Origin of the sequence: Bradyrhizobium ontarionense (assembly GCF_021088345.1) — a bacterium.
GTDB lineage: Bacteria > Pseudomonadota > Alphaproteobacteria > Rhizobiales > Xanthobacteraceae > Bradyrhizobium > Bradyrhizobium ontarionense.
The window spans coordinates 1,345,876-1,361,814 of sequence record NZ_CP088156.1 but is presented as its reverse complement, the minus strand read 5'-3'; the positions used below and the strand labels follow the sequence as shown (position 1 = coordinate 1,361,814).

At 65.2% G+C, this 15,939-nt stretch carries 8 protein-coding genes; 1 reads left to right on the top strand and 7 read right to left on the bottom strand.

What is annotated here, in order from left to right; all coding sequences use genetic code 11:
* Nucleotides 1-93 precede the first annotated feature (93 nt).
* Nucleotides 94-321, top strand: a complete 228-nt coding sequence (locus LQG66_RS05990) for a hypothetical protein (protein WP_231324391.1) — start codon at nucleotides 94-96, stop codon at nucleotides 319-321.
* A gap of 17 nt (nucleotides 322-338) precedes the next feature.
* Here LQG66_RS05990 and LQG66_RS05985 read toward each other — a convergent pair whose 3' ends face one another.
* From LQG66_RS05985 to LQG66_RS05955, 7 genes are all read right to left on the bottom strand, one after another.
* Nucleotides 339-806: a hypothetical protein gene (locus LQG66_RS05985; RefSeq protein WP_231324390.1), complete on the bottom strand. Its 468-nt coding sequence runs from the start codon at nucleotides 804-806 to the stop codon at nucleotides 339-341.
* Nucleotides 807-828: 22 nt separating this feature from the next.
* A complete protein-coding gene (locus tag LQG66_RS05980) occupies nucleotides 829-1,179 on the bottom strand; it encodes a hypothetical protein (RefSeq protein WP_231324389.1) in 351 nt (116 codons plus the stop codon).
* A 294-nt stretch (nucleotides 1,180-1,473) separates the two neighbouring features.
* Complete coding sequence (locus tag LQG66_RS05975; RefSeq protein WP_231324388.1) at nucleotides 1,474-2,067, bottom strand: formyltransferase family protein; 594 nt, start codon at nucleotides 2,065-2,067, stop codon at nucleotides 1,474-1,476.
* A 194-nt stretch (nucleotides 2,068-2,261) separates the two neighbouring features.
* Nucleotides 2,262-4,931 carry a patatin-like phospholipase family protein gene (locus LQG66_RS05970; RefSeq protein WP_231324387.1) on the bottom strand — a complete coding sequence of 890 codons (2,670 nt, stop codon included), beginning with the start codon at nucleotides 4,929-4,931 and terminating at the stop codon, nucleotides 2,262-2,264.
* 638 nt (nucleotides 4,932-5,569) lie between these two features.
* Nucleotides 5,570-9,796 carry a tetratricopeptide repeat-containing sulfotransferase family protein gene (locus LQG66_RS05965; protein WP_231324386.1) on the bottom strand — a complete coding sequence of 1,409 codons (4,227 nt, stop codon included), beginning with the start codon at nucleotides 9,794-9,796 and terminating at the stop codon, nucleotides 5,570-5,572.
* A gap of 223 nt (nucleotides 9,797-10,019) precedes the next feature.
* On the bottom strand, nucleotides 10,020-11,867 hold the full coding sequence (locus LQG66_RS05960) for a hypothetical protein (protein WP_231324385.1): 1,848 nt from the start codon (nucleotides 11,865-11,867) through the stop codon (nucleotides 10,020-10,022).
* Nucleotides 11,868-12,432: 565 nt separating this feature from the next.
* Nucleotides 12,433-15,711 carry a beta strand repeat-containing protein gene (locus tag LQG66_RS05955; protein ID WP_231324384.1) on the bottom strand — a complete coding sequence of 1,093 codons (3,279 nt, stop codon included), beginning with the start codon at nucleotides 15,709-15,711 and terminating at the stop codon, nucleotides 12,433-12,435.
* Between the last annotated feature and the right edge of the window lie 228 nt (nucleotides 15,712-15,939).

The window sequence follows — 15,939 nt, the reverse complement described above, 5'->3', positions numbered from 1 at the left end:
GCGGAGGGGCGCAGCCGCCGAGAAAAACGTGGAGTGTGGCCGTGTTTCGTCCTAAAGCCACCGCCGCGAAACATCCAAGGGCAGCTTTGAGACATGACCGAACGTGCCGCCTCAGCCGATTTCCTGACCGCCTTTGCCACGGGCTGGCCTGAGAAGGAGCCTCATCTCATGGTGCTGTCGCTGACCACCCACAAAGGCGTGCAGGACTTTGCCATGACCAGGGAGCAGGCGCTGCTGGTCGCCAAGACGATCAAGCGAACCGCAGCGCAATTGGCTCCGGCTCCGACCGGCGGCCCGGTCGCGAGCGCCAAGCGGGCCTGAGGGCCACCGGGCCTGCGTCAGCGCGACAGCGAGATGTTCGCTGCGCGGAACTGGCTGTCGGCCCGGATCGACACCGACTGCTTGTTGCCGCGGGTTGCGAGCGCGATGTTGGCGTTGAAGCCGGCGGTGGTCGCGACCAGCTGGAAGTTGCCGCCGCCCCCGCGTCCCTGCAGCACGCCGCTGATGCCACGACTGGTCTCGCTCCAGCTGCCCGAGATGGCCGAGCCCTCGGCGAGTACGTCGGCCTGCAGCCCGAACCTGTAGGCGTCGCTGGCGCAGGTCAGCGCCAGGGTCATTCTCGGGCCGGATACGCTATAGGTGGCCCGGCAGCGGATGCGCTCGGTGGATCCGTCCTCGAGAGCCACCGTGCCGCTGCCGCCCCATGTTCCGGCCAAGCCGGTGAAGGGGCCGGGATCGGCGCGGCCGGGCGAGGCGGCGATGCTCGCGGCAAAAACGATGACGGCGGCCGAGAGCCGCCGCACCATCTTCAGAAGCGAGCGATCGGCGTTACATGCGCGACGCCTGCCAGCGTCCGCTGCAGGGAATCCCCGCCGAGGCGCCATTCCATTTTCCTGAACCCGAATTGCCGTTGAGCTGCCCATTCGCATATGCGCCATTGATCGAGACCTTCACGAGGCCTTCGCGCCCAATAGAACCAGTCACGTTGGCGCCAGGCCCAGAAATCTTACCGTCTGCCACGGTCAGGGTCGAGCTGGCCGTGGGCTCGCAGCTGCCGCTGCTGGTCATGATCGTGACCTGCCACTGACCGTCATAGGGTGACTGGGCGAATGCGGGGGCCGCCGTGCTGCCAACCAGGATCGACGCGACGAAAGCCATTCCAATGCGGTCGAGACGCATGAATCGTTGTCCCTCAATGTCTTTGATCAGTACCTTATTTGGAGGAATTGTGACGAAAATTTGCCGCATCGCCGCAAGAGAAATTTATCTAGCAATCTCAGACACGTAAAGGTTAATGCAAAACCCGGTTCCGAGCCATTCGGGCGGCATTGTGAGCAAACTGCGGTTCGCGTGTCACGCGAGCAGATTCGTGCCACAGCTTGTGTCGTCAGCCGGAGTCCACCGTTTTGCCCGAAGCAGGCACGGTCAAGCGAAGCCAGCTCTTCTTGCGTGTGGCTCCCGACGGCGCCCCGTTCAATGCGGCGTGAGGCTGGGCGCCTTGGTCGCAAACTGCTCGTCCTGCGGCTTGGCCGGGATCGTACCGTTCGCCTTCGCATATTCGACGACGTCGCCGAGCAGCTTGAGTCCGAGCGGCGCCAGTGCGCGTTCCCACAATTCGCGGGCCGTCTCGCCCTTCCTGACGAAGCACCAATCCTGTGCGGCGATGGCGCCTGCGTCCATTCGCTCGGCCAGATGATAGATGGTGCCGCCGGCGATCGGATCGCCTTCCTTGATGGTCCATTCCACCGCCGCCATACCGCGGTGCCGCGGCAGCAGCGAGGGATGGTAGCCGATGCCGCCAAGCCTGGCGGATGCGACCGCATCCTGGGTCACCCGCGCATGGCTATGCGCCGCGACGATCAGGTCCGTGCCAGGCGCAATCTCGCCGGCAGGCACCAGCTTCGGATTGGCCTGGACCACGACGTCGATTCCCGCCGCACGCGCCGCAGCCGCGAGTCGGTCCTCGGCGTCGTGCACGACGACCCGCGCGATCTCGATGTCTCTCTCGCGCAGCATGTTCAGTGTGGCCACACCGAAATGGCGAGAGCCGACGAGGGTGATACGCATGATCAGGAATCTTCCACGGTTGAGGCGGGACGGCGCCCGGCCGGGCTCTCCCGACCGGACGCAATCGGGTCAAACCAAGCCTTGGCGCGCAGGTCAAGCGCCCACTGGGCTTTCACCACAATCCGGGCACGGCAGGGCGGCAGAAGTGCCGGCTGGCGCGTCCGCCTGATCGTCCGCCACGCCCGGCGATCGGGTTACCGGAGCGGCGAGAGCATGTTCTTCCCGATCGCGAGAAACCACTCCTCGACCCGGACGTCCGCGGAGTGCTGGGACATGTCCGGCCCGACGATCGCGGGCAGGAACAGCTTGTCACCGACATGCTCGCCGAGGCTGCGATAGGCTTCGAACTGGGCCTCGGTGAAGAATTGGTTGGCCGTGGAGTGGTGTGGGAAGTTCGGCTCATCCAGCCGGTAGCGACGGATGAACTCCCCCTCATTGCCGGTCAGCGACAGCTTCAGATAGATCAGGTAGCCATGGCTCTCGCCGTCGTCGCGCGTCGTGCGCGGATAGTGGATGCGACAGAAGGCGAAATGCGAGTGGCTGAGCCCGCTCGTCTTGCTCGGGCGGAGCTGGTCCAGCCCGATGTCGATGGTGATGCCGAGATCGATGGCGGCAAGGCGCTGCAGCGTGGTGAGACCGTGGAAGGTCATTTGAGCATCCTGCTCGCCGTCGATGGCGACGATGTATTTGCAGCGTCGCCGCAGCAATTCATAGACGCCGAGATTCTCGATGTGGCCGCCGTCGGAGACGTTGACGTGAGGCCGGCTCTCGTCGGCGAGCCCGCACATTTCCTGCAGGAGGTATGAGAGCCCGGGCGGACCGACGTCACCGGCGCGCGCGTGACCCGGGTTCCTGATCCAGTAGCCGAGGCGGATGTTGAACAGCGCCAGCCAGAAGCTCAGAGTCCTGATCGTTCCCGTGCCCATCTGGGCCGCTGCCGCCGCGCCGGAGATTGCCATCGCGGTGCCGAGGTCGAGATCGTCGTCGAGGCGCTCCCACGCCTGCGTCGGCTGATAGCCGGTCAATGGGCTGCCGCAGAAGGCGCGGCTGAACAGGAAGAAATCCGTCAGGCGGCCTTGCATCCTGGCCTGCTTCGAGGCTGGGACGTTCAACGCGCAATTGACGAGATGATAGGGACCGCGTCCGGCGTCGTTGCAGGCGGAGAGGGCGACGGACACGTTCTCCCGCAGTGGTCCCAGCGGCTCTGCAGAGTCGGGCTGCACGAGATAGGCTTCGCCGAGCTTCTTCTTGTAGTGGCGGTGCGGCGCCGTGAAGTTGATGTCGAAGAGGTCGCAGAGCAGCCAGAAACCGACGACGGCGAGCACCATTGCGATGAAGATATTGCTGGTCGACCCGAGCACCGGTAGCACGCTCTCGTCCCTGATATGATGGTAGACGATGAGTTCGGTGCCGATGAATATCAGCGGCACCGCGACTGATGACGCCACCATCAGCGGGATCCGGAGCGGGAGAGCAACGCGGCCGGCCAGCGCGAGCAGCGCGGAGGCGAGCAATGGAACCAGCGGGATCAACAGGTAGAGCGGTTGCCACTCGACGTTGACGTGGAGCCAGCCGAGCCCCTGCCAGGCCAGCAGTGCAATGGGAATGATGCAGAGCGCGAGCAGCAATCCATCCGCCGCGCTGCGATGATTCCGGCGGCGTGCCAGCTGGGGCAGCACGAAGGGCGTCGCGAGCAGCGCCACGCCGGCCACCAGCAGGGGAATCGGCCAGAAGGACTCTGGCGGAAGAACGAGCCTGAGGACGTATTCCACGAGCGCGGCGATGGTCGCGAGATAGACGATGCCCAGACCATTCATCGCCATGCCGTAGACCTGCGCAAACGCCATCCGCAGCCGCTCTGCCAGCCCGCCGGTCGCCAGATACTTGCTGTGATGGCGGACATGGCGCAGCGCCGCGGCCTCGCCATCCTCGCGCTGAAACGGAAGATCGCTGCGCATGAGCCCGAGGGACGCACCGTCTGGCGCCGGGCCGCTCAAGAACGTTGTCAGGAACGAGCCGATATAACCGCCGCCCGAGACGGTCGAGAGATAGTCGAACTGGAACAGAAGATTGCGGCGGGCGAGGGCGACGAGGACGCCGAGCGCAAAGGTTGCGGAACGGATGCCGCCGCCGGAAATCGCCAGCGCCGCAGCGTGCGGACGTGCGGTCCAGTCATCTTGCGTGGCCGTTCGTCCGTCTGCACGAAGGCGGTCGGCATACACGGCGCGCCGCAGTGCGATGGCGTCGCGTTCCTGCCGGTTGATATCTGCCGCCATTCGCGCGTCCAGACCGCCGAGCTTGTCGTCGATTCCCCATGGCAGGCTGCCCCCCATCTCCGCGGTGATGTCGGCTTCGTTGCTGTTGGCCGGATCCGCGCCGGGTGGCGCGTATGGCGTGCCGTCGCGAATGGCGACCAGCAGCGCGTCCAGGCGCGCCAGGATCGGCTGCAATCGTGCGAGGTCGTCGCGGAATACGTCGGTCGCGTCCAGCGCCGCCAACGCGCCGCGCTCGCTTAGGCGGTGCCACTTGGCCGTGAACGGCCGCACCCGGGTATTGAGAACGTGCCATACGAGGTCGTTGAGCAGGCCGCATTGCGGATGCGCATCGAAGATGGTCCTGGCTTCCTTGAACAGCTGATAGACGCTGGCGAGTGCGGCGACCTCTTCGCCATCGGCATAGGGCAGGCGCTGGGTCACGATTCGCGAGACGCACTGAATATGCAGCCGGCCTGCCGCAGTGCGGTCTTCGTCAGTCGGGGACGGCGCGGCTCTGGCGCGGGCCAGGGGCGGGGAGGCGGCGAACAGATGAGGTTCACCCTGCGCTGCGCGATCGACCGCCTCCAGGAGTTCGATCCAGCTCGCCATCGAAATTCTCTCCGCACCATGACCTCGCCGCCGCGCACCGCGGCTGGCCGAAATTCGAACGGGAAACGCAATCGTCTGCAGATAAAAAAATCAGTATGACATCTATAGTTGTAGCGCGGCTGTTTGCCAAGCAGCGCGGCGGGCTCGGCCGTTGCCGTACAACATGGCGCGGCCGCCAACATGAACGGAGATGACTGAAGGGCTGCGGCAGAGTTCGACTGCAACACGGGCCGGCGTCCCAACTCTGACGCTCGTATCAGTTCGCCGCGCGTCCGCGACGGACGCCAGTGTCGAAGGACGCCAGCAAAATCAAGAGTCTAGTATGGCTTTGGATCTGACACTCGCTTCACGACTTCGGGGACGTGCCGAAGCGGATCTCAGATCCGCCACACGGGTCTGACCGATCTACGAACAGGGCTCGCGCTGTACGCCGCTGGATGCCAAGACGATCAACTTCTGATTGTAAGTGGCATACTTATGAATTTGCGTAGTTCAACCGACACGCCTGCATATGACGAATATAATTTCTTAAAGAGCCTGGAGCACAATATGTGAGCCGCACCGCCGCGCGGCCGGATAGCCGGGTGCCGCGCCTGTCACCGATCCCTGGGCAACAGCACCCGGTTATCTTCCGGCGGTCAGTTCGATTCCGCCGGTGGCGGGTGGTCGAGGCCGAGCGCCGCGCACAGCGGCCCGAGATGCTTCTCGTAACGGCGCCAGCTTCCGATCGAACGGCGGTAGATGGGTTCACGGACCTGCATCAGGCTTGCCGTACGCACGGTGCGCTCGGTGCGGTGGAAATCCAGGCATGCGTCTTCCCAGTCCAAGCCGCAATGGGCGAGCACGCGGCGCGAGACGCCCTCGAGATCGTCGACAAGGTCCTCGTACTGAACGTCCATCAAGACGCCGGGCGGCAGCACCTTGTGCCAGTGCTCCATCACGTTCTCATAGCCTCGGTAGTAGTGGCCGAGCTCTGTGAGGTCGTATGCGAAGGGCTGGGCGCCGGTGAACAGCAGCGAGTAGCAGGACACGCAATTGTCGAGCGGATCGCGCCTCGTATTGATGATCCTGGCGCGCGGGAACGCCGCGTGGATCAGTCCGACGAACAGGAAGTTGAGCGGCATCTTGTCGACGATGTGCTCGGCTTCGGGCGCGAGCGCCCGGACGCGCGCCGTATACTCTCGCCCGAGTGCGGTCATCTCCTCCGGCGGCAGCAGCGTGATGAGATCGGGATAGGCAGGAGGGACCTTCTGGCGTGCGGCGCATTCGCCGACCAGTTCCTTGAACGTTTCGAGCTCGCCCGCTCCGAATACCTTCGAATGGCTGGACAGCACCTGCTCCATCAGCGTCGTCCCGGAACGCGGCATGCCGACGATGAAGATGGGTGCCCAGGAGTCGTCGCCGTGTCCTGCCACCGAGCGGAAGAAGTCCGGCGTGAAGCGGTCGGCGACGTTCTTCATCATCGCAAGCCGCTGCTCGGAATCGTAGTCGAAGGTCTTGCGCTTCAGCGTGTTCGCCTGGAGCAGGTGCGCGAACGCGTCATCGTACTGCTTCAGATCCGACAGCGCCTTGCCCATGGCGAAATGGGCCGCGATCTGCTTCTCCTGATCGAGCTGGTCGGCGCGGTCGACCAGCCTCTGCAAGCCCGCCAGCCGGCGGTCGTCCGGCTTGAACTTCGCCATGTTCGCCAGATTGAGATGGATCGGTGCGTCGTCCGGCGACAGGTCCAGGGCCTTTTCGAATGCCGCCGTGGCTTCCTCGAAGCGGCCGAGCGCCTGATAGGCGACGCCGAGATTGTTGTACGAGCCGAAGCGCTCCGGCTTGATCTTGATGGCGAGCAGGTTCTGCTCGATGGAGTCCTCGAGTTGGTTGAGCTCGAGAAAGGCGTTGCCGAGATTGCCATAGGCATCGGCGTAGTCGGGCCGGCTCGCGATCGCCCGCTTGTAGTGCTCGATGGCGCGCTCGCGATGGCCCTGGCGCAGCAGGACATTGGCGATGTTGTTGTGCGTCTCGGCATGAGCCGGGCTGAAGTCCAGGACCTTGAGGTAGCAGCGCGCCGCCTCGATGTCCTTGCCGGCCGTATAGAGCAGGTTGCCGAGCGCAAAATGGGCGTCGAGATGCTGGGGCTTGTTCTCGATGGCTCGCCTCAGCAGCGCCATCGCCTCGTCGATCAGACCCTGGTTCTGCCGCACCATGGCGAAGGCGTAGAGAATGCCGGGATGGCTCGGGGAGAGCCCGAGCGCCGTCTCGTAGTGACCGACGGCCACGTCAAAACGGCCGGCGGACGCTTCGACGGCTCCGATGCTGCCATGGGCCTCGGCGGACTTGTCGTTGATGGCGACCGCGCGCAGAAAATGGTCCTTGGCCTCGTCGAGCCGATTGGCGCTGGTCAGGATCACGCCTAGTCCGACCAGCGAATCGAAATGATCGGGCTGGCTTGCGAGGATCAGCCTGAAGATCGTCTCGGCATCGCCGTTCTCGCCGCGGCCCTGCAGCCTCTTGGCAACCGATGCGGCGCCTTCCGCCAGCGTCTGCAGTGACCCGAGCTGCTCGGCATCGATCGGCTGCGTCTCCGTGGTGGGCGTGACGACCGGCGGAGCGACGTTCGCGGGCGAAGGCTGCGCCGTCGCCGACACGGCCTCGGCCATCGGCGGCTCTGCGCCGTCGCTGCCGAGCGCATCGAGCAATGGCTTGAGCCGGTCGCCATAGAGGCGCCAGCGGCCGACGGATCCCGTGAAGAGCGGCTTGCGCACCTGGACCAGGCTCGCGGTGTTGACCGGGCGCTTGGTCTCATGGAACGACAGGCAGCGATCGTCCCAGTCGATCCCGCAATGGGCGACGATCTTGCGCGCCTGCGGCTCGAAGTCACGCACGACGTCCTCGTACGTCACATCCAGCATGACACCGTCCGGCAGGACCGCGCGCCAATGGTCCATCAGCGCCTCATAGGCCCGGTAGTAGCGGCCGAGTTCAGCCAGATCATAGGCGAAGGGTTGCGGTTCGGAGAACAGCTGAGAGTAGCAGGACAGGCAGGTGTCGACCGGGTTGCGCCTGACGTGGATGAGACGTGCATTCGGGAACGCCAGGTGAATGAGGCCTGCGAACAGGAAGTTCGACGGCATCTTGTCGACGATGCGCACCGTGCCCGGGGGCAGGTCCGTGAAACGCTCGAGATAGGCGCGTGCCAGCGTTCCGATCTCCGTATCGGACAATTTGGCGAGCATTTCGGGATAGTCGCCGCGGGTGCGATCGGTGAAGAGGCCGGCAGCTGCCGCAAAGTAGTTCACCTCGCCGGCGCCATGCACGGCGGGGTGGCTGGCCAGGATCTGCTCGATCAGGCTGGTGCCCGACCGGGGCATGCCGATCACGAAGACGGGCAGGTTCGACGGGGCGCCACAATTGGCGCGCGCCCGAATCATCTCCTTCGAGGTGATGCCGCGGACGCGCTCCATCTGCCGTAGCGTCTGGTTCTCGTCGTAGTTCATTCGACGACGTTCGAGGCCGTTGCCGGCCTGCAGGTGCAGCAGCGATCGTTCGCCGTCCTTGACGTCGGCGTAGGCGCGTCCGAGCGTAAAATGCAGGGCGATGCGTCCATCCTCGCTGAGCGTCTCCGAGCTCGCCGCCAGATCCTGAAGCGTCGGCCAGCGCGGATCGTCAACGGCGAACGGCTTGACCACGCCGTAGTTGAGCTGGATGCCGACGTTGTGCGGATTGACGGCCAGCGCGGATTCGTAGGCGCGTGCGGCTTCGTCGAGCCGGCCTGCGATCATCAGCACGCCGGCGAGATGATTCATCGTGGTCGTGTCGCCGGGATCGTGTGCCAGGGCCTTGTGATAGCCGGCGATGGCCTCGTCGAACCGGGTCATGTTCCGCAGCGTGTCGGCGCGATTGCGATGGGCGGCGGCGTAATCGGGGCGTCGCCGCAGCGCCTCATCATAGTGGGCGAGCGCCTCCTCGTGCCTGCCGCGGGACTCCAGCGCATTGGCGAGATTGTTGTGAGCTTCCGGGAAATCCGGTCGTTCCACCACGGCCCGCTCGTAGTGGAAGACCGCCGTCGGCCAGCTGTTCATATGCAGATAGAGATTGCCGAGATTGTAGTGCGCCTCGGCCAAATGAGGGCTCAACGCGAGCGCCTGCTGAAAGCTGCGAATGGCGGCATCCAACTCCCCCGTCGCCTGATGACAGCCGCCGAGATTGAGCAGCACCGCCGGCGCATTGGGCTGGATGGCGAGCGCCCTCATGTAGTGCGCGATCGCTTCCGGGTGGCGGCCGAGCTGCCGGCAGGCGTCACCGAGACTGCTGGCGGCCGCCGCGAATTGTGGTCTTGCGACAAGTGCCGCTTCATGATGCGACATCGCCCGCTCGAACTGCCTGGCGCGCTGCAGGGCGAGCCCGAGCGCCTGGTGGACGTCGGCGTTGTCGCCATCGGTCGCGAGCGCCGACTCGAGGTGCCGGACCGCGCCCGCGAGATCGCCCAGGCTGTAGAGCGCACTCCCGAGCAGGAGACGCGCCTCGAGCGTGGACTCGTCGAGTGCGACGGCGCGTTGCAGATGTGAGGTCGCCTCGGCGAGATCACCCAAACCCGCGAACGCCTTTCCGAGCGTCAGGTGCAAGTCCGCGGCGTCGCCCGCCGCGTTCGCGGCCTGGCCGAGCAGGGCTCGCGCCTCATGCGCGTCGCCGAGTTGAAGACGGACCGTCGCCAGGCTGCACAATGTCCGGAAATGCCGTGGCTGTAGCGCCAGCACTTTCCGGTAGGCCTGCTCGGCGATCTTGAGGGCGTGATCATCAATCGCGGCCGGCGGTGCGGTGGGGCCGGCCGACGTCGAAACGAGACGAGGGCGGAAAGCGATGGCAGGCTCGTTCATGATTGCTACTTGCTGGATGGTCGACGAAGGCCGTTGTCGAGGCGGATTGAAGCGAAACGGAGGCTTGACCGGGGCGGTCATCGATCGACCGCGTAGAACCGTTCGAGTTGGGCCTTGCGCTCCGACCGCGCAGCGACCTGGGAGCGTGATTGCGCTGGGCGCAACGAGACCGGCGCAGAACACAAGTTCTGCGCCGGTCGGCATTCGTGTGTTGATGGCGGTGTCAGCCCCACATGTGGTGCATCGCGTGGTGGTGCGACATGTCCGGGCCGCTCGTGGCCGCCGCTGCCGTGGCGGCCGCTGGGGCAGCTGCTGGGGCGGCTGCGGGAGCGGCCGTCGCGGTGTGGTGGCTATGGCTGTGATGGTGGTGGTGCGTGGTCGTGGTGTGGTTGTTGCCGGTCGTTGTCCCGCCTCCGGTCGTGCCACCGCCCGTGGTACCGCCTCCGGTGGTGCCACCGCCTGTCGTTCCGCCGCCGGTCGTGCCGCCGCCAGCGGTTCCCCCGCCAGTCGTGCCGCCGCCGGCCATGCCGCCACCAGTCGTTCCGCCGCCGGTGCTGGTCGTCGGGGTCGCAGGCGTGCCGCCGGTGCCGTTGGCGATGTTGGGGTTGGCGCCGGCCGGCGCGCCGGTGCCCATGGCGATGCCGTTCACGGCGGTGGCCGTGATGAAGCTCGTCACCGAGTTGACATAGGCCGAGCCGCCGACCGCGATGTTGTTGCCGGAGATGTCACCGGCATTGCCGATGAAGTTGGCAGCGGATGCCTGAAGCATGGCTTGATCGGCCGCCAGCGCTGCGCCGGTGTCGCCGTTCATGATACCCATCAGCGCCTTGGTGGCCATCGCAGAGTCCGCTTGCAGCGCGCCGGCGACGAGTTCGTTGTCGAAGCGACCCTGGAACACCGCCCCCTGAGCCTGGTCGAACTTGACGCCGAAGTTCTGGTAGTTGACGATTTGCGTAATGATGTCCTGCGTCGCGGCCTGGGTGCCGTTGGCCACGCCGATGAGCTTGGCGCCGAGCGTGTTGGCCTCGGCCAGGAACGAAGCCCAGAAGTTGGTCTGCACCTGGTTGTCCTGGAATTTGGTCACCGTGCCTGTCAGGCCGCCCGGCATTTCCGAGAAGCCGCCGCCATGACCGGGCATGCCGGTGCCGCCCGCAGCCTTGTTGAGGGTCGCGTCGTTCTGGAACACGTCGATCATGTCCAGAATGTTGTCGGCGGTGCCGCGCAGGGCGGTCGCATTGGCCTGCGTTTCCGGACTGTCGTATTTGTTCAACTGCAGGCCGATCTGGCCGGCCAGCGTCTGCAGGTGCAGCGTCGTCGTCTGTGCATCGATCGCGGTCTGACCGGCTTCGAGCGCGGCAAGCTTTGCAGGGTCGTTGAGGATAGCCTGCAGGCCCTGTTGCACGGCGGTGAAGTCGGCCGTGACCTGACCGAGATTGTTGGCGCTGATGCCGCCCAGCGCGAGGTCCGCTGCAGCATTGAACACCTGGCCGATGGCAGCGAGGTCGCCGCCGGTCGCCGCTGCGAGATTTGCCGTGCCGTCATTGCCGGCCGGAAGGCTCTGGAACGCAACGTCCATTGCACCGGTATTTGCGAGGAACGGGACGCCGTTCAATGCAGCCGACAGATGCGAGTCACCCTGGATCTGCTGCAGGATCATCGCCTCCACATTGTGGATGGTCTGGTCGGCCTGAGCCAGCGTGTTCACATTGGTCGTGCCGGGCGCTGCGGTGATCAGCGTGCCGATCTCGGCCTGCACCTGTGTCAACACGGCCGTGTCGGTCGCGTTCAGCGTGAAAGCCTTGCCGCCGAGCGTGACCTGACCGGGATTGGCCAGCATCGCCGCGATGTCGTTCTGCACGGCATGCAAGTCGGTGGTGTAGCTCGTCAGGAACGGATTCGAGTTGCCGCTGTTCTGCGGCGTCGAGAACAGGCCGGTCGAAATGCGCGTAGCGTCGTTGAAGACGACGCCGGCCTGGACGAGGTCGGTCGATAGGTTCAGCGCCGATGCGCGCACGAGCAGGTTGGACGTGCCGTTCGCCAGCGCCGTCGGGTTGAAGGTATTGGCTGCCATTGATGATCTCCCCAAGTTTCAACCCGGCGTCAGCTGCTTGGCGTCGTGGCAGCATGCGGGCGTTGATGCGGTCGCGACGTCTCGCTCGCCTAGATGGACGGGCGAAATGTCGCAGCCTCAGAGCACTTGGGAATTAATTGCTCCAATGGGGCCAAAAGAAGCGCCGCAGCGTCCCCAAATATGATGTTGTTCGGGCACGCGCGCAGTGTCGCAGCCGGGTCACGGCAGCGCTTGGAAGCGTTCTAACTCTTTGATTTCTGTCGTGGCATCCCTGCAACATTCTCCGCGGGTGACGTATCGACGCACGCTCCAGACAAGAAGTTGCCCTGATCTTACGACGACCTCCCGGGCTCTCCTTGGAAAAGTTCCAACGTTGGGGGCTCGGTCGGGCAGGACCGGATCGTGCATTCGTGCTCCTCGGAACCTCCTTTCTGGATCTCCATTTCTCACTACCTGATGGTGGTCGTATCCGAAGCCCGGGAGCGTCGATCGAGTTGAACCCTCGTCGTTGGCGCTCCCGGAACACTATCGTCGCGAGCAGGATCGGTTGTTCCGTCCTGCCGCCTCACGCCCACATGTGATGCAGCGCATGTTGATGCGACATGTCCGGACCGGTCGTCGCGGCCGCCGCCGAGTGACTGCCGTGCGAGCTATGGTCGTGGTGATGGCTGTGATCGGCGCCGGTGCTGCCGTTGTTGGCCGTCGTGCCGCCTGCGCCTGTCGTTCCGCCAGCAGCCGCACCGCCGTTCGCCCCCGTGCCACCCGCAGCTGCGCCGCCCGCGGCGGTCGTTCCGGCTGCAGCGGTGCCGCCGGTGCCGTTGGCAAGGTTCGGTGTCGCCGTCACCGGAATGGTGCCGTGTGCGGTGCCCTTGATCGACGTCGCCGCTGAGACCGTGGTGGCCGTTCCGACGTAGGTGCCGCCATTGACGGGGATGTTGTTGCCCGAGACGTCCATCGCGTCGGCCGCAAAACCCTGGCCGGCCGCGGCGACCATCGCCTTGTCGGCCGCGAGCGCAGCGCCGGTGTCACCGTTGAGGATGCCTTGCAGTCCCTTCACGGCTGCCGCCGTATCGGCCTCGAGCGTGCCGCTGAGCAGCTCGTTGTCGAAGCGACCCTGGAACACCGCGCCTTGCGCGGCGTCGAATCCGGCGCCGAAATGCTGGTAGTTCTGGATCTGCGTGATCAGCGCTGCGCTGGCCTGCGCGCCCCCCGTTGCAACCTTCTGCAAGGTCGCATTGATGGTGTTGCCCTCGGCCAGGAAGGCGCCCCAGAAATTGGTCTGAGCCTGGTTGTCCTGGAACTTGGTGACGGTACCAGTCAATCCGCCGGGATCCTCGGCGAAGCCGCCGGCATGACCTGCATTGCCGTTGCCGCCAGCCGCCGTATTCAAGTTGGCGTCGTTCTGAACGATATCGATGATGTCGAGCAGATTGTCCGCTGTTCCGCGCAGCGCAGCCTGATTGCCGGTCGTCGCGGCCGCATCGTATTTGGCGAGCTGCAGGTTGATCTGGCCGAGCGCGGTTTGCAGATGGATCGTGGTCAGCGCGGCGGCGTTTGCCGTCTCGCCATTCTCGATCTGCGCCAGCATCGTCTTGTTGTTGAGGATGGCGGTCAGGCCCTGTGATACGGCGGTGAAGTCAGCATTGACCTCCTGCAAATTCCCGGTGTTGATGCCACCGGATGCGACCTCGACCGCCTTGTTGAAGACGAGGCCGACGTCCTTGAGGCTGTTGCCGGCCGTGGCCGCAGCGAGGCTCGCCGGATCGTCTGCGCCGGCGGGGGACGTCTGGAAGGCGACGTCCTGGCCGCCGGTGTTGGCGAGGAAGGGCACATTGTTCAGCGCGCTCGCAAGATGCGCGTCGTTATGGATCTCCTGCAGGATCTCCTGCTGCAGCGCATGGATGGTCTGGCTGGCCGCGGAATGAGTGGTGGCGTTCGCGAACTGCCCCGCTGCCTGCAGCAGGGTGCCGAGCTGCCCCTCGACATTGGTGAGAACGGCGGTGTCGGTGGCGTTCAGTGCGAACGTCTTGCCACCCAGAGTGACTTGGCCCGGATTGGCGAGCATGGCGGCGATATCGGTCTGCACCGCCGTGATGTCGGCCTGGTAGCTGGTGAGGAAAGCCGGCGAGTTGCCGCTATTGGCAAGACTGAAGAGACCGAGCGAAGCGCGCACCGCATCGTTGAACACGACGCCGGCCTGCACCAGGTCCGTCGAATGCTGGATCGCAGTGGCGCGAGTCAGCAGGTTCGATGTGCCATTGGCGAGCGCGGTCGGGCTGAAATTCACGGGCGTCGTGTGCATTCCGCCGGTCCCCGTTCCGCCGCCGCCCGTGCTTGGGGGAGTGGTCGTCGTCCCACCGGTCCCGTTGGCGATGTTCGGAGTTGCCGTGACCGGGATCGTGCCCTGGGCGAGGCCGTGCACCGAGGTGGCCGTGGAGACCGTCGTCGCCGTGCCGACATAGGTCGCGCCGCCGATCGCGATGTTGTTGCCGGAGACGTCCATCGCGTCGGCCGCGAAGCCCTGGCCGGCTGCGGCGACCGCGGCCTTGTCGGCGGCGAGCGCGGCGCCGGTGTCGCCGTTGAGGATGCCCTGAAGTCCCTTTACGGCAGCCGCCGTGTCGGCTTCCAGCGTGCCGCTGAGCAACTCGTTGTCGAAGCGGCCGCGGAAAATGTTGCCCTGGGCCGCGTCGAAATTGGCGCCGAACTGCTGGTAGTTCTGGATCTGGGTGACCAGGGCCGCGCTGGCTTGCGCGCCGCCGGTCGAGATCTTCTGCAGAGTCGCGTTGATGGTGTTGCCTTCGGCCAGGAACGCGGCCCAGAAATTGGTCTGCGCCTGGTTGTCCTGGAACTTGGTCACGGTGCCGGTCAATCCGCCCGGATCTTCCGCGAAGCCGCCGGCATGGCCGGGCATGCCGTTGCCGCCGGCTGCCGTGTTCAGGTTGGCGTCGTTCTGGATGATGTCGATGCTATCGAGCAGATTGTCCGCCGTACCGCGCAGCGCCGCCTGATTGCCGGTGGTTTCGGCCTTGGCATATTGATTCAGTTCGAGATTGACCTGACCCAGCACGGTCTGCAGGTGGATCGTGGTCAGTGCCGCGGCGTTCGCGGTCTCACCTTTCTCGATCTGCGCAAGCTGGGTCTTGTTGTTCAGGATGTTGGTGAGGCCTTGGGAGATCGCGGTGAGATCGTTCGTGACCTCCTGGAGATTGGCCGTGCTGATGCCGCCGGAGGCCAGATCGACCACCTTGTTAAACACGACGCCGACGTCCTTGAGCGTGTTGCCCGCCGTGGCTGCGGCCAGGCTGGCGGCGTCGTCGGCACCGGCCGGCGTGTTCTGGAACGCGACGTCCTGGCCACCGGTGTTGGCGAGGAACGTCACCTTGTTGAGAGCGCCGGAGAGATGCGCGTCGCCGTTGATCTCCTGCAGGATCTCCTGCTGGACCGCGTGAACCGTCTGGTCCGCCGCCGTGATCGTTGCGGCGTTGGTGGTCTGTTGTGCGGCCGTGATCAGCGTCGAGATCTGGGCCTGCACGTTGGTGAGGACGGCGGTGTCGGTGGCATTCAGCGTGAAGGTCTGGCCGCCGAGCGTCACCTGTCCCTGATTGGCGAGCATCGCAGCGATGTCGTTCTGAACGGCGTGAAGGTCGGTCGTGTAGCTGCCGAGGAACGGGTTCGAGTTTCCACTGCCTGCCTGCGTGAAGAGGCCAAGTGATGCGCGGACCGCGTCGTTGAACACTACGCCGGCCTGGACCAGGTCGGTCGACAGGTTGAGCGCGGAGGCGCGCACCAGCAGGTTCGACGTGCCGTTGGCCAGGGCCGTCGCGTTGAAGGTGTTATTCGCCATGGATTATCTCTCCCCAAATTCATCCGACGCCCGGCAGGGCCTCGTCGCGAGATTGGCCAGACGATGCTGAGCTGCATCGGCCCTGCCGCGGAACGCGTCGCGCGTTTGAACTGCGCCTCGCGCCAATGCGATGTTGTGTCACGCGCCGATCTGTCGCGCGCTACTTTGTCGCACGTGCTATTTGGTCGCAGCATTCGGGCCAAAAGAGGCGTGCGACGGTCCGCAAAT